This window comes from Sediminibacillus sp. JSM 1682029, from assembly GCF_041366435.1.
Taxonomy (GTDB): domain Bacteria; phylum Bacillota; class Bacilli; order Bacillales; family Amphibacillaceae; genus Sediminibacillus; species Sediminibacillus terrae.
Genome location: NZ_JBEWYY010000010.1, coordinates 1 through 18,519 on the forward strand (window position 1 = coordinate 1; position 18,519 = coordinate 18,519).

Here is an 18,519-nt window from a genome sequence, read left to right on the forward strand (position 1 = left end):
ATACATGTAAAATAATGGGAACTAGGTCTACTTTAAGACCGGATTCTCTTTTTTTATCTTACATCAAGACCACAATGTAAAATTTTAACTAATAAGGGAGGGTGACCCATTGATGCAATGCCAATGGCTGAAACCCCCGCAAATGAGCGGTTGGTGTATTCTGAGGAAGTAGTAGCCGTCGGAAAGCGTAATATCTTGCCGTAGCCAATTCAGAATAAAAAGAAGTCTATCTCAAGTCACAAATAAAAGACATTAGGCCGATGAAGTGTGTTTCTGACGAAACGAAAACTGCGATTTTTTACTCATCAAAATCTTCCCTCGCCTTCTTCACAACTTACGGAATGAAACCGCACTGTTGCAAAAAAAGATTGGGAAGACCGCCTCTTCGGTTAAGATGGTTACCTGAAGGTTACTTACCATGGGGAGTATGGACACCTATCCTTCTGTCAGCATTTCCGTTTGTTTCATATAATACTCGATGGCAAGATTCAGCCATTCCTCTTCTTCTTTTGAAAATGGAGAAGGATTCATCTGTTCAAATTTTTCGATTTCCGTTTCCGGCACATCCACTTCCCCTAATGTTTGAACAAGATCTTCACCCAAGAATTGAAAAGTTTCTTGCAAATACACTTCCACGAATTGCTGGACTTTCGGATCGTCGACTGGCAGATGGTAAAGTTCCTTTAGTTGCTTTGCCAAGCGGATATAGGTTTTATCCAATGCTATTCTTTCCTCTTCTGACTTATTATCCAACTCATCGATTACATTTTGCGGCAAATGATTTTCCATCCACTCCATCTGTTCTTTTTCTGTTTGGATATTCCCTATCAGGCTCATTAAGACGGTGCTGTCTACTTCTCCTTCTTCTTCAAGCAATGTCGTCACCCGGCGGATTGCCAGCAATGATTTCTCCATCTTTTCCTTTTCTGTTTCCAAAGCTTTCATATGGAGGTTCAGCGTATCTGCCAAGTCTATCGAAAAACTAGGTTCTTTTACCATCTTCTTGATTTTATCAAGGTTGTAGCCCAAAAATTTAAGGCTAATGATTTTTTGCAGGATATGCACGTCTTCCTCGGAATAGATGCGATGACCCGAAGTCGGGTGTTTTTCCGGCTGTAACAGACCAATTTCATCATAATAATGCAATGTTCGGACGGATACCCCCGACCTGGACGAAAACTCACCAATCGAAAATTTTTTCTTCCCCATCATTTTCCCTCCTGCTATGACTTTTATATACTGATTATAAATCCTCACGCAGCTGGAGGTTCAACATAATTTTCATGAAGATGTACAAATCGCAGAAACATACAACCATTCAAAACGGCAACCTACTCAGAAGCATTTTCGGCTATACTTGGAAAATGGTTTCCATATTGCATGACATGACTGCAGGAGGAAGAAATATATAATGGATAGGAAGCTTGAGCCTCTCCCGTTGCATTTACATAGGTGTTAACACTGATTGTTACATGATCTGCCTGGTTGATAGAGATGGGATACACTTTATCCTTCTTCCCTCCGCTTACTCCATGAATCGTATTAGCGAGAATGACAGCTATTTTTGTCTTTCCTGTTATCAAAACCCCATTTCCTTGGACATATTGGATGGAATTATTTTTGATATCGACCATTTCCATCGAGTCATTAACTGCTATGCCCTCTCCGCCCGTATATGAAATCGTATTTCCATTGATACTATGGTTTTTTCCTCTTCCCACCATAACGGCGGTACCCTTCACATTTCTCACCAGATTATTGCTTATTTTCACGGTGTCCCCGTATCGTACATTAATACCCGCGAAACCACTTTGCTCTACTGCATCCGCTATGATATTCCCGGTAACCAAGACATTTTGCTGGACTCCGGTCTTTTCACCAATGATGTGGATGCCATGATGATAAGTAAGTCCCCCGGTAATGATGTTGTTGACAATCTCCACGTATTCGCAAGGTTGACTTTTTCCTGTTTGTTTTCCGAAAATATTTTTTGTATCCTTTACATCTGTTACAGGAGGAGATGCCATTTCGATACCAGCTCCACAATCTATTAGCTGGTTATCCCGAACCTGAACGTTTCTCCAACTATAGCCACGCACAGCCTGCTTCGGAAGAGCCTCGAACAAGTTACCGCTTATCATGATATTTTCATGCCATACTCCGATCGTGGACGAGTGACTTCCAATCCCACGCGGCCAAGCCTGACTCCCTTTAGTTCCAGATGAACCGAAATAACAATCCATAATCCATATATTTTTACACGGAGTTTGATCGTAGGTTCCGAATGCGCTGAATACCCAAACAGCTTTCATCAAATCAATTTGGACAGCCTCCGAGAACGCGCGTCCACCCGTGTCGATGAAACCTAGAAATCTACAACCTTTAATCCAGATGTTTCGGCAGCCGCAAATTTCTACTGCATGCGCTCCGGCTACATCCCTGATTTCCATCCGTTCCAATGTTATGTTTTCTCCATGACCGATTGCAAAACAGTTATGCATTTTTCGGCGTTCCACTCCATTAAAATCCCAAATACCACCTTCAATGGTGATGTTCGAGTGGCCATCATATCCCTTAAATGACTCTTTTGGACGGCCATTGGTAACCAGGTAACCGTCATGATCCCTCACCAGTCTGGCATTGGGAGCGGCAATGATATGCGTATTGGAAGACACGTACAAGGTTTTTTCCAAGCGGTATGTCCCCGCCGGGATGATTACCGTCACACCCTTTTCTCTCCATTTTGCTTCATCCAATGCAGCTTGAATCACGACCGCATCCTTTGTCTGTCCGTCACCTACCGCTCCGTAATTTTCTATGTTTATCCTCACCTCAATCCTCCTATCATGGAACAATTTATACCGCCAAGGGAATCATTACCTTTTTAACAACCCTTCTTTAAATAGATATTTTCTTTTTTCGCTTAATATACAGAGAATGAGAAACTAGAGGAGAGGGATGATAAGCACAAGCAAGGATCGTTTTGATCCCTTTGAAACAATTGTAAATCAGGAAGACTTCTCTCGTTCTATCTAAAAAGACCAGTCACAATAGACTGGCCTTTCGTTCATCATCCTACATAATTAATCCTTAAGATCTTCAATCAGTTTTTTCATCTCGCTTATTTCTCTACGTTGTGCCTTGATGATTTCATCGGCAAGCTTCCGGACTCTCGGATCCGTTATTTGAGCACGTTCACTGGTCAATATGGCGATTGAATGGTGTGGGATCATTGCTTCCATATAATCTGTATCATCGACCAAAGTCTGACTGCGGAGCAGGAATAATGATAAGAAAAACACTACAATACTTCCCGCTGCAATACCGATATTGACCTTTCTGTTTTTGAGCATGCGAAACATAAAAAGCAGCATAATCATCGTCATGGCTGCCCCCATCATAATTGCCATATAGACCCTTGTCTCGCTGAAAAACACATGATCCAACCGATAAGTACTAAAATATTTAAAGATAAACATGACAACAGTGGAAGTTAACACCATGCCGAAAAATCGTATATATGCTTTCAAACTTTGTCCCTCCTTTAACCGCTTTATCAGAAGGGATACCCTGCCTGTTAACGGATAAAACTATCCTTTAAGTTTTTCAATCTCCCGTTTTTCAGGGAGTTTCCTTTATTCATCGGTAGATGGTCGTGATTTATTGATCATCTATCTGGGAACACTAGTAAAAAAGCAAAGAAGGTATTAAAAATGACAATGAAAAAATCCATTATCCTGCCGTATGTGTTAGGGAGTTTTCTAGTTGCAGCTGGTTGTACATCTGATAATAATGCGGATAACGATCAGCCGGCTGACTCTGAGACATCACAAGTTTCCGATAACCAAGATGCAGAGGCAGACAGCGGGACAACAGCTGAAAACAATGGCAGCCAGGAAGATAACAGCTCAGAGGCCGAAACGGAAGAGAATGAGGAAACAAGCAACGGAGAAACTTCTTCTGTTAGGGAACAATTAAAAATGCAACAGTCAGCGGTCAAACTGCCGACAAGTTTTCCGACTGAGGAAAATGTTGAGGCAAATATAGAGAAAAACTCGGATTCAGCTTATACAGTAAGCTACCAAAGTTCCTCTGGAGAAGAGATAGCCACTTTTTCCGGGACTTTATATGATTCAGCAGAAGATGCCAGCAGTGCGATGAACGAATTCCAAAGTGGCAAAGAAGTCCCCTCCTATAGTGAAGGGGCTACGGACCTTGGGCATGGGATCACCGGATATGGTGAAGGTGCTGCGGGACATCAATACTTCAGCTGGCAAGAAGGAAATTGGCTTTTCAGTATTAGTTCCCTTACCCAGGATGAAATGGATCAGCCCAGTATTGCAAAGAAAATGGTGGAGTACCTGGAAAATCATATGCTGCCGGCACCAGACAAAACAGGCGCAGTGTTGGTAGATTATCCTCAAGGAGGCAAACAGGTGCATGTCGATATCCGCTGGCAGGAACAGGATAAGATTTATCGACTGAAAACTGATCGGGTTCCATTGGATGCCTTGGCAATGACTGTTTCAGTGAAGTAAGAGAAAAGTGCTGTTCGTTTAGAGCAGCACTTTTTCCTACTTCAGAAGGGACATTGTTTCTACCAATCCTTCTCGCCATTCGAAAGGATCGGTAGTTCTCAGGTACCATGAAAATATTTTTTCAAAGATCACTTGAATATTTGGAAAGACCTTGTCTGTTCAAAAAATGTTGTACAGCCCCGATCATGCCAGCATCGTTTTTATGTTTACAAACAGCAATCGGGACATGGAAATCCTTCCAAAACTCCAACTGTCCCAGCTTCGTTTCTATCTTTTGCAACAGGTCGGTTTGTGCGCTAACGCCGCCCCCGACCAGGATAATTTCCGGATTTAACGTAACAGCCAAGTTGTACAGTCCGCAACTGATACTGGTCAACCAATCGTCCAACAAAGCAGCCAATTGACCATCCTGCTCTGCCTGTTGAAAAATCGCTTCACCTTCCACTTTTTCATTCGGATTAAGCCCCATGAACTGTCTGTAATCCTGAATCAGACTTCCGGTCGCACCATTGCGATGCCAAATCGCTTTGTCAGGAAGTGACCTATTCGTTATCATGAAACCGAATTCACCACCCCTGAATGATTTTCCGCGCAAAACTTTCCCGTCAACCACGATTCCCCCGCCAATCCCGGTCCCGATTGTCACACAAACAAAATCTCTGACGCCTTGAGCATTTCCGTTTAGCTGTTCGGCCAAAGCAGCACAATTCCCGTCGTTTTCCACCTCTACCGGCAAATCGATCCTCTCTGCCAACAACGATTTAATGCTTCTTCTTCTTATGCAAACCACATTGCCCGCGGTGTCAGAATCTAAATACCCGGTTACAGGATCAATCGGACCCGGCATACTGATGGCTATCCCATCAACCGTATGACGAGAACGATACTGCTGGATGACAAGTTCCATTTCCCTCAAAAAATCCCCTAAATCAGAAACCGGTGTATCGTATCGCCCCTTTTCAACTAAGGTGCCGTCTCCATGCATAACCGAATGCTTCACTTTTGTCCCGCCCACATCAAAAGCAATAAACTTATCCGTCAATCGGTTTCTCTCCCCTTTGCCCTGCTATATTTTCTTCTATTCTATTTTATTTCTGATTACCATCTGCTTATTCCTTACCGGAAAATTTTAAAGTCATCACACCTACCTCTCGTCAATAGTTTTCTAGCCTTTCATCTCGTACTCACCATTCTTATAGACTTTATAGACACCCAGAGTTCCCGAACCGCCATCCTGTTCAATGGCCTTCGAGGTCAGCGTAATGGTATAGTAAGATCCTGCTTCGTCTTCTTTCAGTTCTCCGCCCAAGTCATCAAAGACAATATCTTCATTGTTTTTCATTTCCAATTGCTGCTTTAAATAAGAAATTGCAGCTTCTCCATCGGCAATGGCAGGATCACTCTCTTCATCGGTGGTCCCGGAAGTCTCTTTATTGTCAGCCGTTGTATCGGATGGATCATCTCCAGAATCATTCGACTCTTGCCCCACTTGGCTTTCACTTTCTTTTACAGAGGTTTGGGCTTCCTTCTCATCAGTCTTCTTTTGCTTTTCCGGAGCGTCTGAAACTCCTTCTCCATCTTCTGAGGTTGATTCCTCACTTGCTGCTGGCTGCTGTTCTGCCGCTGAATCACCGGAAGTATCACTGCATGCAGCCAAAAAGAATAAGAAAAAAGCAAGCAACCCTAGTATTCCCGTTCTGTTTGACATGTCTTCGTACAACTCCTTTTGAAAAATAGAACTTCTCATACATGCTCAGGTGTGTACACCTCATTGTCAAAATTATCATAAGTAAAAGTCTAAATCTACTCTGTCTACAAATCCCTGAATTAAACAAACCCTCCAAATTTCCAAAACTGATCTGCACCCCATCCCCTAATCGAATGATTGTTTGAACTCCCAGAAACCGGGTGTTTCTTTGATGACTCCTCTGGATACCGTCTCGACCATTTTTAATTTGATTTCCTGCTCCAAATCGTCTCTTTCCTGAAAAGAAGTATATTTGATAGATTTTTTTATTTTTGGTTCCATGTGGGTAATGAACTCGGTAATTAAATCGTGTTCTTGTTTCATCTTGTCACCTTTCCTTATAATATTTTTTCAACTTCGCGATTGCCTGCCTGTGAATTTTCGATATATTTTGGGAGGAGGTTTTCCTTATAGCAGCAACTTCTTTGATTTTTAATTGGTCCACATATATAAGTGCGAGCACCTCTTTTTGAAGCTTGCTTAATTGCTGAATGGCATCATACAACTTTTCATCCTGTATATGATCTTCCAATCTTTCACTATCTTTTACGATCTCTTCTACAGGATCAGTTGTTTCCTTGGAAATGATGTCGATCCATTCATCTTCCGAATCCGTTTCCTTGTCGGACAACGGCTGATTGAGTATCGTTAAATACTTTTCATAATACGTACGTGTTCGCTTATCAAAGTTGATCGAATTAAAATAGATCAAATTAGAAAAATACTTGGTCCATTTTGCCCGACGATAAAAATCACGGAATTTTTCGTCCAATCTTCTGCGGCTTTCTTCTGTTTTCTCCACCAGTGCTTTTTCCAATAGCTGTTTGTTTTCCTCGTTCAAAAAAAACGACTTGACCACCGGCTGCCTTGCAAAGGCATGATATCTTTCAAAAAACTCTTCTACGCTATCATGCTGATTGTTCGAGAAGCGCTCATATTCCATAGATGCATCCCTCCTACTATGTAAAGAGCATGAAACAGGATAAAAATAAACTAATTCACACAAAAATAAGAACATTTGTTCGCTTTTTTGTCATTATATCGCAATATTTGTTCCAGTTTCTAGTGTAAATATAACTATCTTGTTCTGGTTTACTTTTGCTATAAATCCTTCTCTTTTTAAATTTAAAGAGAAAAGAGAGGAGGAGGAAGGATGGATTCGACGCTTGTCCCTTCATTAGTGACACTTGTAAGCGATCTTGGATTTCCGGTGGTCATGGTATTATATCTTTTGTTCCGGTTCGAGAAACGGATAACTGCATTGGCCCAATCTATCGACAGGTTGAAAGAAGCGGTCAGTCAGGAAAAATGAATGTATGGATAAATGCCCATCTTATGCTCTTTGTTGGATAAACAGGCTACAAACTCCCCTCTCCTCAATAGAATGAATTAGAACTGATAAGGAGGGGAGAAATAGGATGAACAACGAAATTCAGGAATACCCTGCCCTAACCCCACAGGAATATTTTACAGAGGAACGCGGCAGGCCCTTTTACGGTCCGCGTCCGTTCTTTGGCCCGCGCCCATTCTTTGGTCCAAGACCTTTCTTCGGACCTAGACCGTTTTATGGAGGCTTCGGCTATCCGTTCCTTGGTGGTGTGGTGGGCGGACTTCTGGGAAGCTCACTGCTTTATCCGCCATATTACGGATATCCTCCGTATGGAGGCGGCTACTATTACTAAAAACAAGTTAGGGGAGACTGTTTCAGCCGAACAGTCTCTTTTATTTGGTTTGTGGATACATAGGAATTTTTTCGCTGGATGCCGCGATGCAGGTTGTAGATGAAGAATTGCATCTTATCTTTTCGAGTTGACGTTTTGTCTCCATCATGATGACAAGAAAGGAAAGCCACTCTATACTGGATTTAACAAATCGAACAAAAGGAGGGGAAATGGTGAAGGTGTTATTGGATGTGGATCGTCACCATGAAAGTACAACTGTCACGATCCAATGCAAGGAAATCGACGATTCGATTAAACAAATCCTCGATTTCCTGGAGAATAAAAAAACAAATTTTATTATCGGTAAAAATGGGGATGAACAACACATCTTGAAACCTGAAGATGTTTATTATTTTCAATCAGAACGGGATACAGTCCTGGCTGCAACCCCAGCAGGAATGTTCAAAGTTAAAGAAAAATTATATGAACTGGAGCAAACTCTTCCTAAGGACCGGTTTATTCGGATTTCCAAGTCGGTTATCGCAAATCTTTTTGAAATCAGCCACTTCGAACCATCCTTCAACGGCACACTCTGTGTCCACTTCAAATCCGGAGCGAAGGAATATGCTTCACGGCATTATGTCAGTAATATCCGATCTATTTTAAAAATGAACAGGAGGGATAAAAAGTGAAAACCTTTTTATTCAGAAGCTTGATTGGCATCTTTTTTGGTGCATTTATTGCTGTATTGGCTACTAATTCTCTAGTATATTTCGGAGATGAAAAGGTGCTCGACGGGGGCCTTTTCCTGAAAAATTCACTCGGTTCCATATTTTGTGGATGGTTGTTTTCTGTTACCCCGCTTTACTTTGAAATCAGGTCTTTATCGCTTTTTCAGCAGACCGGACTTCACTTCGTTACGGCCATGGTTGCTTACTTTGTACTTGCCTATCAAATTGGCTGGATTCCGGCCGGAACATCGAGTATCCTGTTATTCCTGGTAATAACGCTGGCTTTATATGCGGTGATATGGATTTGTTTTTACCTTTATTTCAAAAATCAATCCAGAAAGCTGAACGAGGAGCTACAGCATATTGAATAAGAATAACGCAGGGTGTCATGCTCACACCCTGATTTACTAAAAGACTATATTGGTTTTTATAAAAGCTATTGCCTTCTTTTCGGTATTGTCCATATATTTCACTGGTATACTGAAATTTAGCCTTTTCCCTTTCATCAAGGTGAAAGGGAAAAGCTTTAACGAATGGCATTCTCCTGGGTGCCTGGCTTTTCGATGAAGCTTTTGTTGTAGAAAAAGACACTCCGTTTATGCGAGAATCTGAATGGAATACTAATATAAAGTGAGGAGATCCAATGATCGCGAAGACTGAAGAAGATTTTAAGGGCTTAAGAGAAATCGGCAAAATTTGTGGATCGATACGAGATGAGTTAGTCCAATGCACCAAACCAGGAATCACTACAAAAGAACTCGATGAAATCGCGGGGGAACTTTTTGAAAAAGCAGGAGCTCATTCTGCCCCGAAAGGAGAATACGATTTCCCTGGATATACGTGTATTAGTATAAATGAAGAAGTAGCACACGGGATTCCGACGAATCGGGTTATTCAAGAAGGGGATCTCGTCAATGTCGATGTTTCAGGTTCGAAAAATGGCTATTTCGCTGATACCGGAATATCTTTTGTTGTTGGGAATGGAGAGGCGGTTTTACAGAAAATATGTGACGTGGCTAAAGAAGCATTCGATGCTGGGCTTAAGCATGCAAAACCAGGTTCGAAAAAAAGCGTGCTTGGAAAAACTGTACACAATGTAGCAAAACAGCATGGCTTAACAGTCATAAAAAACCTTACCGGACATGGTATCGGAACCTCCATTCACGAGGAACCGGAACATATTTTCAATTTCCACTCTCCTTGGGACGACGAAATGTTAAAAGATGGGATGGTAATTGCCTTCGAACCTTTCATCTCTACATTGGAAGAGGAGGTTTTCCAATCTGACGATGGATGGACCTTCCTGACCGACGAAAGCTTTGTTGCTCAATACGAACATACGATCATCCTCACAAAGGAAGGGCCGGTTATTACCACATTGTAAGGGAACGAAACCCAACCTACAAACAAAAAAACCGGGCGAATTCGAATAGCATTTAGACTTCGCCCGGTATGGCTTGGAAGACCAGGCTTTTTCCCGGGCAATTTTCTTTTACTTCATAATAGCGAGCGACCCCATGGGATCCCATGGCTTCAATACTACTGGCTCCTGTTCCCAGGCCTGCTTCAGCTCTTCTGATAAGTATTTTTTGTGTACGACTACCTGATAAGTGTATTCGTTCATCCATTCATCACTCATCACGAAGTAACCCTTGTCGCCTACTTTTTCTCCCCAACTATTCTCGACCTTCCATCGATTTGGTTTATTATCGACAAGATTGACCCCGGTCAACACCATGGCATGTGTCAAAAGGCCGTCTTTAAAGTCAAGCCGATCCGCTTTCGACATCCCTGGGGAGAAGCCGAATGCCTGCTCATAATCAAACAGAGCGGTGTCCATGATTCCGTCTTTTCGATTGGAGTCCTGACCGACATCACAGCCGAACCAGACACTTTCATTATCCTTTATTTGCTTGACGGCGAGATCTTTCAATGTTTCCATTTCAACATTCAAATAACGGATCGGTGTGCCATCGACCACGTTGCCCAGCCGGTCGACGGTATAGGTTTGCCCATATGGCTTATCTCCTGTCGGTGCATTGATGACACTTACATAATCATGAAGATTTATCCCGATATATTTTTCGAAGAATGCGTGAGGTGTGATGCTTTCTTCCCTATGGAAGGCATGATCTTCATCCCTGAATTCAAAGTCAAATGTCTGAGGAGGCTCACCAAGGGTATAAACAAGCAAGGTATAAATGTCCGATAGCATACCCTCTTTTACTTGCTGCAGCTCCGCTTCCGGTTTGCCTTCTCCATGAAGTCTGCGCAACTCGGCCGCGTCCTTCCGCAAAGTGGCGTCCAACAACTGATTCAATTGAGCTGAATTGCTGCTGTGAAAGGTTTCCGGCATTACCTGTTTCGGGACCACCCCATATTTATCAATCAAGGATACGAACATATCCCATTGCCCGCCATCCTGCTGCGGTGTTTCCAACAGCCAGGAAACCAACCTTCCATCAAGTGGCTCCTCCACTGTATCGAGAATGTTTTCCAAAAAATAATTCGCCTTCTCAAACTTATCCCAGAAATTCGTATAATTTTGCGAAAGCTCAAAGTCCTTCAGATTAAACAAATCGTTCAATTTGTGTGTAAATGTGTTCAAAGCCGCAAACATCCAGCAGCGTCCGCTTTGCTTCTGGTTGGTCACTTTCCCCGTTTTGATTTCTTCCGAAAACACGTGATTCATCGATACAACGGAATCATTGTTTTGAACGGAAGCCTGGATACCGTTTTTCATAATCGCGTCTTTAATCACCTGGTTTTGCGGATAGTCATGGAGCTTTTTTGAAAAAGCTTCCACCAACACTTTATCGATTTTCTTGGTCATCTGTTTTTCCTCCCCCTTTTGTTATTCCTTCCATTATACGCCTTTTTTCTGGAAAAACGAAAGATTCAGAAAAAATACGATGCTTTCACCTGTTCCATGGTGTCTTCCCGAAGGTAGTTGATGCGCTTTTCCAATGTTAACCAAATAACTTGACACGGATATTGATGATAATATAAATTTTGAAAGCATACTATTTTTATAGGATTTATTTGTGTTAGAAAGAGAGCAGGATGATCGGTAGCTACATATGCTAACAAGAACACAAGACAGGGGGATTATGGATGGATATTTTATTTATTTTAACGAATATCATTGTATTACTGGCCATTATCGGTATTTTAATTACCATGCAACGCAAACACGTTTCCTTTACAAAACGGGTGTTTACGGGATTAGGGATGGGGATCGTCCTGGGTGCCATCCTACAATGGGTCTATGGAAGTGGCTCTGAAGTGCTTGCCACGACTGCGGATTGGTACAGTATCGTCGGCCGCGGCTATGTCAACTTTTTAATGATGATTGTAATTCCGCTCGTGCTGGTATCGATCATTCAATCGATTATTAATCTGGATAAATCAGCAGAACTGGGAAAAATGTCTGCTTGGATTATCGGTATTCTGATTACGACAACCATGGTAGCGGCTTTAGTCGGAATTGCTTCTGCCACTATTTTCGATCTTAATGCCGAACAAATCGAAGCAGGTCAAGCCGAACAGGATCGAGGTTCTTCTCTGGAGGCTACCTTGGACGACGTAGTGGAAACCCAATCTACACCCCAAAAGATATTGAATTTCATTCCGTCCAATATCTTCTTGGATATGACCGGACAGCGTTCGACCTCCGTCATCGCGGTCGTCATTTTTTCGGTCATCGTCGGAATCGCTGTCCTTGGCTTAAGACGGAAAAACCCTGAACAAGCCGAAATGTTTACCAAAATGGTAAATGCCGTCTATGCTGTAGTCATGAGGATCGTCACGTTGATTTTGCGTTTAACACCGTACGGAATTTTAGCTTTGATGGCAAATACAGTTGCTACTACCGATTTCGACGGCATTGTCGAACTGGGTAAATTCGTATTGGCATCCTATGCCGCACTGCTGACCATGTTTGTGATCCATTTGGTGTTGGTAGGGGTATTTGGATTGAATCCGATGACGTTTTTACGGAAAGTGATTCCGGTATTAGGCTTTGCCTTTACTTCCCGTTCCAGTGCCGGAACAATCCCATTAAATATTTCGGCACAGAAAAACTCTCTTGGTGTTGACCAGGGAATAGCGAATATTTCTGCTTCATTCGGAGCGACCATGGGACAAAACGGATGTGCGGGAATTTATCCAGCCATGCTGGCGGTTATGATCGCTCCGACTGTCGGAATCGATCCACTTGACCCATTATTCATTTTACAATTGGTCATCATCATCGGAATCAGTTCTTTCGGCATTGCTGGGGTAGGAGGCGGCGCAACCTTCGCAGCATTGATCGTGTTATCTTCCTTGAATATGCCAGTAGCATTAGCTGGGCTGTTGATCTCGATCGAAGCGTTCATCGATATGGGCCGAACCGCCTTGAACGTGAACGGCGCGATGGTATCCGGCACATTGACTTCACGCATTTTAGGCAAGCTCAATGTAAAGACCTATGATGACAAAACTGCGATCGATGACAGTCAATCCGTATAGTATGCATGGTAACGAGGGAGGCATCCTCCAACTGCCTCCCTCGTTTTTGTATTTATTTTTTTACCTCGTATAATAACGAACGTAGGAAGGATTGGCTGTAATATACAACCCGCTTTTGATCTGGTACATATAACCACCGCCAACGGGGAACCTGTCCCGGATAACGGTAAAAACTTCGCCTCTATTTACGACAACAGCCTTATCATCCCAATCTGCCGTATTGTAAGTCCATAAGGAATCTACAATAATCTCCACATATTTCTTCGTCCCGCTATCTCCTCCACTACTTTTAGGGATCAACCCGAATGCATTCGCGAGTCCTGCTACGTGTCCGCGGGCAATCCGGGTAAGAAATGCATTGGATTTAAGATTTGCTGCATCGGACGAATTGTCAATAAAACCATTTTCCGTCAATACTGCCGGCATGGCTGACTCCCGCAGCATGTGGAAGTTTGCTTCTTTTTTACCGCGGTCTCTATACCCCGTTTGGTCGACAACTGCATCATGAACAATTCCCCTCAGCCGGTTTGTTTCCGCTTTACCGGAATAACTTCCATTATACGTGTATGATTCAAATCCCGTCCCCCCACCGGCATTGATATGAACCGATACAAGGTAGTCGGCTCCCCAATTATTCGCCATGTTGGTCCTCTGGGTTAAAGAAACATCTTGATCAGTCGTGCGCGACAACATGACCGTGTGTCCTTCATACTCACTGTTCAAAATATCACGTATTTTCAGGGCAATCGCTAAAGTGAGATGTTTCTCTTGCAACCCGTTACCGGTAGCGCCAGGGTCACTGCCGCCATGACCCGGATCGATGAATATTTTTGTCATGCTCATCCTCCTCATATGATAAAACTATCCTTAATCCTTAACTAGAATTAGGAAAAAGCACCCATAAAGGGTGCTTCGGTTTAAATCCAACTTCGCCTATGGTGGCGGCAGCCACATCTGCCGCGTCCATGATCATTATTATCCGAAGCAGGACTGACCCGTCTGCATTGAGGATTGTTCAGGTCACTGCCACAATCATAATCCTCTACCACGGTTTCGTTTCTTTGATAATTTCTGACCGGGTAATAATTTTCGTTTCTGACAACGGTTCTGTTGACGTTTTCTACTTCGGTTGGATGGACATTCTTTACAACACGCTGTCTTGTTCTTGTATTGACTACTCTTTCTGTCGGATGAACAACCATCTCATCCCCTGCAGGAGAGGTTTCGCTCGGTGAAACGGCATTTTTCCGTTCATCATGGTGATAACGTCCCATTCTATTCCCTCCTTCCTTCTCGTGATAGTACATTGTATGAAAGAAATAACAGTTTGTCCTAGACAAGTATCTTGTCGAAAGAAAATGTGCACTTCTACTAAAGGGATGGGCCAAATAGATTTTGTCAGAAGTCCCTCAAACTTAAGATACTGTCTATGCGGAGGGATGGACTTAAGACTTCGATGGCCAGGAATCGAGACTGGACGAGTCTATTCCTCTTACTTGAAGGATCCAGGACTAAAGAAACGCGGATAGGGATTCAAAGAGCAAGGCCTGTCATTCACGTCGTTGACTGAATAAATAAGATGTACAGAAGCGATAATCAAGACCAGTTTAACAATGTTTTTTTCGATTGCTGCCTTCATTCATAAATGGGTACTACAAAGTAGCCGAGGGGCAAACATCCAAGTGGAAACACGGGTTAGGAAAAGGCAACTGTAGTATAATGGTTAAAACGAAGAGGATAGGAGTGTAGATTGATTGTGAAACAGATGAATGAATATATTGATCGCGTTTTCGTCCATAAAGACGAACTTCTCGAGGAGGTAACAGCGTCCATTAAGGCTAACGGCATGCCATCGATATCTGTTTCCCCGTCTTCTGGAAAACTGCTGACCATGCTCGTTTCCATTACCGGTGCGCAAAGTGTCTTGGAAATAGGCGCACTTGGTGGTTACAGTGGCATATGTCTGGCAAGAGGTTTCGGAAGTAGCGGAAAATTGACTTCCCTGGAGCTCGAGGAAAAGTACGCAAAATTGGCAGAAAACAATTTGGCTAAAGCTGGATTTGGCAACCAGGTCACTTATCTCACGGGACCAGCCCGGAAAAGCCTGGAGAAATTGGAAGAAAATCAACGACAATTCGATTTTTTCTTTATTGATGCGGATAAGGAAAACTACAAGCATTACTTGGACCATTGTATCAAGCTGGCTGAACCAGGCGCATTGATTGTGTCTGACAATGTTTTGGCTGGAGGTAGTGTAGTAGATGACACCTCGAAGAAAAAGCGTTATACAGAGGATATGAGACATTTCAACGAACTTGCGGCCAATCATCCACAACTGGAGTCCTTGCTCATTCCGATAGGAGATGGATTGACGGTTTCCAGAGTAAAAGAAAAATAGAGTGTGATCTCAATGTCCAGGAAGGTCCACAGCGGAATCGGGTGTTTCACTGCGGACTTTTCTTTTAACCGTTTTATTTGGTAATCTTGGCCAAGTTCCCATGTGTTAAAATGAAAGAAAAATCCACTTTTTCATTCTTCAAAAGCTCACACCTGATTAGGAGTGTTTCTATTGAATAAACGCTTGCTTTTATCTTTTTTAATCGTGTTTACCTTTACAGCTTGCGATAATGAGAATCAAACTTATAAGTTGTACACAGGAGAAAGCGAAAACTGGCAGGTCAGATATGAAACCTATCAAACTGAAGAAAACAAGCAGGAAACCTCATTTAGTATCTCCTATAAAGGAGAGGAACCGTTACCGGAAGAAAGGATTTCATATACTTTTGATTATGATGCCGGCAGGACAAAAGGTGAAGACACATTAAACGAAAACGGATTAATTGAAGGAAGCGGCAGTATGTGTGAAGGTTGTGCGCAATCAGAGGCAGAAGCAGTTGCATTTGAGATTGACTGGGGAGAAAAATCGGAAAAAATCACATTGACTCCTTGATATAAAGGAGGCCACGCTTGAAGTCTCTTCAAAACGCAGCTTCTTTATTGCATCACTCCCGGTAAATTCAAAGTACGGAGGAAGACAGATTCCCCCTGTAAGTTTTCCCGATGTAGCCCTAGATTGAGTATCCTTTTCACCTATAAATACAGAGTTTGCACCCAGGAAATTGCCGCAATAATAATCGCACCTGCAATTAACCAGATTCCCCAGCTTCTTTTTTTATTGAAGACATGTATTCCATTCACCAAAAACAAAGCAACAATAATCCAATTGGTGATGGCGAAAGGATTTTGATTATGCGAACCCCATAAAGATAAGTAAAAAATAAAAATCACAGTGGCTATCAAGATGGTTGTAATTATTTTAAGTGGCGTACTCAATAACTTAAATAGCATTTCATTGTTCCTTCCCGATGAGATTATTGTCCATACATCTACATTGGTGTGTGACTGCGAAAGATACAGATACCTTATCCTCTGTTAACCTAAGACAAATAAGCTGTACCTAGTCCCATTAACACTCCTGCAATGACAGCAGGAACTCCAGGTTATTAAATTATTAAGTAATCACAGGCTCTTTGTGGTGTGTAAATAGAAAATTATAGTGGATAATTATAATTAAGCGGGGTGTAGAACTTCCGGATAAATTCATTATAACATCGATGTGATGGCCATTGTTACCTTTGTTGTTATCTTATTGGCTGCATAATAGTTTGTTTATTTTCTCTATATCTTTTTTACTCGTTGCACAACTTGTTTGTCTGCTCCTGCATTTAGAGCAAAGATCGTTTTTTCACCCTTTTATTGATTCAGAGAGTACTAAACTCCTTGATATAAAGGAAGCCACGCTTGATACGTTATCAAACGTGGCTTGCCAATGAATTACTCCTCCCAAACATCCTAATCGAACAGGAGTCGATTTTTAATCTATAGACTCTTTTTACAACTTTTCCCCATCCGAGTTGATGACATCTTTGTACCAATAAAAGGACTTCTTCCGCTTCCTTTCTAACGTACCGCTGCCATCATCATGCTTGTCTACATAGATAAATCCATAACGCTTCGAATATTCGCCAGACGATGCACTAACCAGATCAATACAGCCCCAGCTTGTGTATCCCATCAGGTCCACACCGTCTTCGATTGCTTCGCCCATTTGTTCAATATGTTCGCGGAGGTACTCAATCCGATAATCATCGTTAATTGAACCATCCTCTTCTACTTTGTCATAAGCGCCTAAGCCATTTTCCACAATAAACAAAGGAACTTCATACCTTCCGTAAAGTTTGTTCAAGGAAATACGCAAACCTATCGGGTCAATTTCCCAGCCCCAGTCACTGGCTTTCAAGAATGGGTTCTTCACCCCTTGCATAATGTTGCCCTGGATTCCATCCAAGTCGGATTTGTCTTTCTTTTCAGTACGGGACATATAGTAACTGAATCCAATATAGTCTACAGTACCTTCTTTGATGATGTCGAGATCGCCTTCTTCCATTTCTAATTCAATCCCATGTTCTTTGAAATAGCGGTTGATAAAGGCCGGATATTCTCCTCTTACTTGTACATCTGCACAGAAATAGTTAAACAGTTCTTCTTCCTGGAGCGCATGCATGGCGTTCTCGGGATTACTGTCGTAAGCATATACGGGAGCGAAAATAATCATGCAGCCTATTTCCGCATCCGGCATCATTTCATGACACAATTTGACCGCTTTGGCACTGGCAACGAATTGATGATGAAACGCCTGGAAGGTCGGCTGATACTTGTCCTCTTCCTTTTGAATCGAGAAACCGAGCCCCATGATCGGCATCATCAAACCGCTGTTGATTTCGTTAAAAGTCATCCAATACTTCACTTTGCCTTGATAGCGGTTGAAGATTGCTTTTACGTATCTTTCAAAAAAGGTGACCACTTCCCTGCTTCTCCATCCGCCATATTCTTTCACCAAATGGACCGGCATTTCGTAATGGGAAATCGTCACCACCGGCTCAATGCCATGCTTGTGTAATTCATCGAATACTCGATCGTAAAAGGCAAGACCCTCTTCATTCGGCTCGAGCTCGTCGCCGTTAGGAAAAATGCGTGTCCATGCTATCGACATACGGAACACTTTGAAGCCCATTTCCGCAAACAAGGCGATATCCTCTTTGTAGCGGTGATAAAAGTCGATGGCTTCATGATTCGGGTAAAACTTTTCTGGATCAATCTCGAAATCGAAACCCGGATTGCTTATTAGCGATAATCTTTCTTTACCACCTGGTAGTACATCGGCAATATTCATTCCTTTATTACCTTCATGAAAACCGCCTTCAATTTGATTGGCAGCTGTTGCGCCGCCCCATAGAAATCCTTCTGGAAAACGTTTTGCCATTGTTTAT

At 42.4% G+C, this 18,519-nt stretch carries 21 protein-coding genes; 9 read left to right on the plus strand and 12 right to left on the minus strand.

The features are described from left to right. Positions 1 to 435: 435 nt before the first annotated feature. From ABVF09_RS15380 to ABVF09_RS15390, 3 genes are all read right to left on the minus strand, one after another. Complete coding sequence (locus ABVF09_RS15380) at positions 436 to 1,212, minus strand: MerR family transcriptional regulator (RefSeq protein WP_371069596.1); 777 nt, start codon at positions 1,210 to 1,212, stop codon at positions 436 to 438. 119 nt (positions 1,213 to 1,331) lie between these two features. Next, complete coding sequence (locus tag ABVF09_RS15385) at positions 1,332 to 2,831, minus strand: right-handed parallel beta-helix repeat-containing protein (protein WP_371069597.1); 1,500 nt, start codon at positions 2,829 to 2,831, stop codon at positions 1,332 to 1,334. A gap of 252 nt (positions 2,832 to 3,083) precedes the next feature. Beyond that, a complete protein-coding gene (locus ABVF09_RS15390; RefSeq protein WP_026571605.1) occupies positions 3,084 to 3,530 on the minus strand; it encodes a DUF305 domain-containing protein in 447 nt (148 codons plus the stop codon). A 183-nt stretch (positions 3,531 to 3,713) separates the two neighbouring features. On the opposite strand from ABVF09_RS15390, the gene ABVF09_RS15395 reads away from it, so the two are divergent. Then, entirely contained in the window at positions 3,714 to 4,538 is an 825-nt protein-coding gene (locus ABVF09_RS15395; protein ID WP_371069598.1) for a hypothetical protein, read from the plus strand. Positions 4,539 to 4,659: 121 nt separating this feature from the next. Here the strand turns inward: ABVF09_RS15395 and ABVF09_RS15400 are convergent, their stop codons facing one another. The 4 genes from ABVF09_RS15400 to ABVF09_RS15415 all read right to left on the minus strand — a co-directional run bounded on the left by ABVF09_RS15400 (position 4,660) and on the right by ABVF09_RS15415 (position 7,228). Next, on the minus strand, positions 4,660 to 5,580 hold the full coding sequence (locus ABVF09_RS15400) for an ROK family protein (protein ID WP_153462239.1): 921 nt from the start codon (positions 5,578 to 5,580) through the stop codon (positions 4,660 to 4,662). A gap of 123 nt (positions 5,581 to 5,703) precedes the next feature. Further along, the gene (locus ABVF09_RS15405; RefSeq protein ID WP_371069599.1) at positions 5,704 to 6,246 is read right to left on the minus strand and encodes a nucleotide exchange factor GrpE; all 543 of its coding nucleotides are present in this window, start codon (positions 6,244 to 6,246) and stop codon (positions 5,704 to 5,706) included. Positions 6,247 to 6,411: 165 nt separating this feature from the next. Continuing rightward, positions 6,412 to 6,609: a hypothetical protein gene (locus ABVF09_RS15410; protein ID WP_026571608.1), complete on the minus strand. Its 198-nt coding sequence runs from the start codon at positions 6,607 to 6,609 to the stop codon at positions 6,412 to 6,414. Between the two features lie 4 nt (positions 6,610 to 6,613). After that, complete coding sequence (locus ABVF09_RS15415) at positions 6,614 to 7,228, minus strand: sigma-70 family RNA polymerase sigma factor (protein WP_026571609.1); 615 nt, start codon at positions 7,226 to 7,228, stop codon at positions 6,614 to 6,616. Positions 7,229 to 7,438: 210 nt separating this feature from the next. On the opposite strand from ABVF09_RS15415, the gene ABVF09_RS15420 reads away from it, so the two are divergent. The 5 genes from ABVF09_RS15420 (at position 7,439) to map (ending at position 10,061) form a co-directional block, all read left to right on the plus strand. After that, positions 7,439 to 7,597, plus strand: a complete 159-nt coding sequence (locus ABVF09_RS15420; protein ID WP_081704568.1) for a YvrJ family protein — start codon at positions 7,439 to 7,441, stop codon at positions 7,595 to 7,597. Positions 7,598 to 7,703: 106 nt separating this feature from the next. Beyond that, complete coding sequence (locus tag ABVF09_RS15425; RefSeq protein WP_237648600.1) at positions 7,704 to 7,967, plus strand: hypothetical protein; 264 nt, start codon at positions 7,704 to 7,706, stop codon at positions 7,965 to 7,967. Positions 7,968 to 8,179: 212 nt separating this feature from the next. Further along, positions 8,180 to 8,638: a LytTR family DNA-binding domain-containing protein gene (locus tag ABVF09_RS15430; protein WP_371069600.1), complete on the plus strand. Its 459-nt coding sequence runs from the start codon at positions 8,180 to 8,182 to the stop codon at positions 8,636 to 8,638. Then, positions 8,635 to 9,048 (plus strand): DUF3021 domain-containing protein, encoded by a 414-nt coding sequence (locus ABVF09_RS15435; RefSeq protein ID WP_026771713.1) that lies wholly within the window; start codon positions 8,635 to 8,637, stop codon positions 9,046 to 9,048. The genes ABVF09_RS15430 and ABVF09_RS15435 overlap by 4 nt, the downstream gene beginning before the upstream one ends. A 272-nt stretch (positions 9,049 to 9,320) precedes the next feature. Further along, the gene (map, locus tag ABVF09_RS15440; RefSeq protein WP_153462245.1) at positions 9,321 to 10,061 is read left to right on the plus strand and encodes a type I methionyl aminopeptidase; all 741 of its coding nucleotides are present in this window, start codon (positions 9,321 to 9,323) and stop codon (positions 10,059 to 10,061) included. Between the two features lie 108 nt (positions 10,062 to 10,169). Here the strand turns inward: map and ABVF09_RS15445 are convergent, their stop codons facing one another. After that, entirely contained in the window at positions 10,170 to 11,510 is a 1,341-nt protein-coding gene (locus ABVF09_RS15445; protein ID WP_026571614.1) for a C1 family peptidase, read from the minus strand. Between the two features lie 281 nt (positions 11,511 to 11,791). Here ABVF09_RS15445 and ABVF09_RS15450 point away from each other — a divergent pair, with 281 nt between their 5' ends. Further along, a complete protein-coding gene (locus ABVF09_RS15450) occupies positions 11,792 to 13,189 on the plus strand; it encodes an L-cystine transporter (protein WP_026571615.1) in 1,398 nt (465 codons plus the stop codon). Between the two features lie 60 nt (positions 13,190 to 13,249). Here ABVF09_RS15450 and ABVF09_RS15455 read toward each other — a convergent pair whose 3' ends face one another. Beyond that, on the minus strand, positions 13,250 to 14,026 hold the full coding sequence (locus ABVF09_RS15455; protein WP_026571616.1) for an N-acetylmuramoyl-L-alanine amidase: 777 nt from the start codon (positions 14,024 to 14,026) through the stop codon (positions 13,250 to 13,252). An 80-nt stretch (positions 14,027 to 14,106) separates the two neighbouring features. Continuing rightward, entirely contained in the window at positions 14,107 to 14,463 is a 357-nt protein-coding gene (locus ABVF09_RS15460; protein ID WP_153462248.1) for a CotD family spore coat protein, read from the minus strand. 482 nt (positions 14,464 to 14,945) lie between these two features. Here ABVF09_RS15460 and ABVF09_RS15465 point away from each other — a divergent pair, with 482 nt between their 5' ends. Together ABVF09_RS15465 and ABVF09_RS15470 are read left to right on the plus strand one after the other, a co-directional pair. Next, entirely contained in the window at positions 14,946 to 15,587 is a 642-nt protein-coding gene (locus tag ABVF09_RS15465) for an O-methyltransferase (protein WP_153462412.1), read from the plus strand. 171 nt (positions 15,588 to 15,758) lie between these two features. After that, complete coding sequence (locus tag ABVF09_RS15470; protein WP_153462250.1) at positions 15,759 to 16,139, plus strand: hypothetical protein; 381 nt, start codon at positions 15,759 to 15,761, stop codon at positions 16,137 to 16,139. Between the two features lie 140 nt (positions 16,140 to 16,279). On the opposite strand, the gene ABVF09_RS15475 is transcribed toward ABVF09_RS15470, so the two are convergent. Further along, a complete protein-coding gene (locus tag ABVF09_RS15475; protein WP_153462251.1) occupies positions 16,280 to 16,537 on the minus strand; it encodes a hypothetical protein in 258 nt (85 codons plus the stop codon). Positions 16,538 to 17,081: 544 nt separating this feature from the next. Continuing rightward, positions 17,082 to 18,512: a glycoside hydrolase family 1 protein gene (locus ABVF09_RS15480; RefSeq protein ID WP_153462253.1), complete on the minus strand. Its 1,431-nt coding sequence runs from the start codon at positions 18,510 to 18,512 to the stop codon at positions 17,082 to 17,084. Between the last annotated feature and the right edge of the window lie 7 nt (positions 18,513 to 18,519).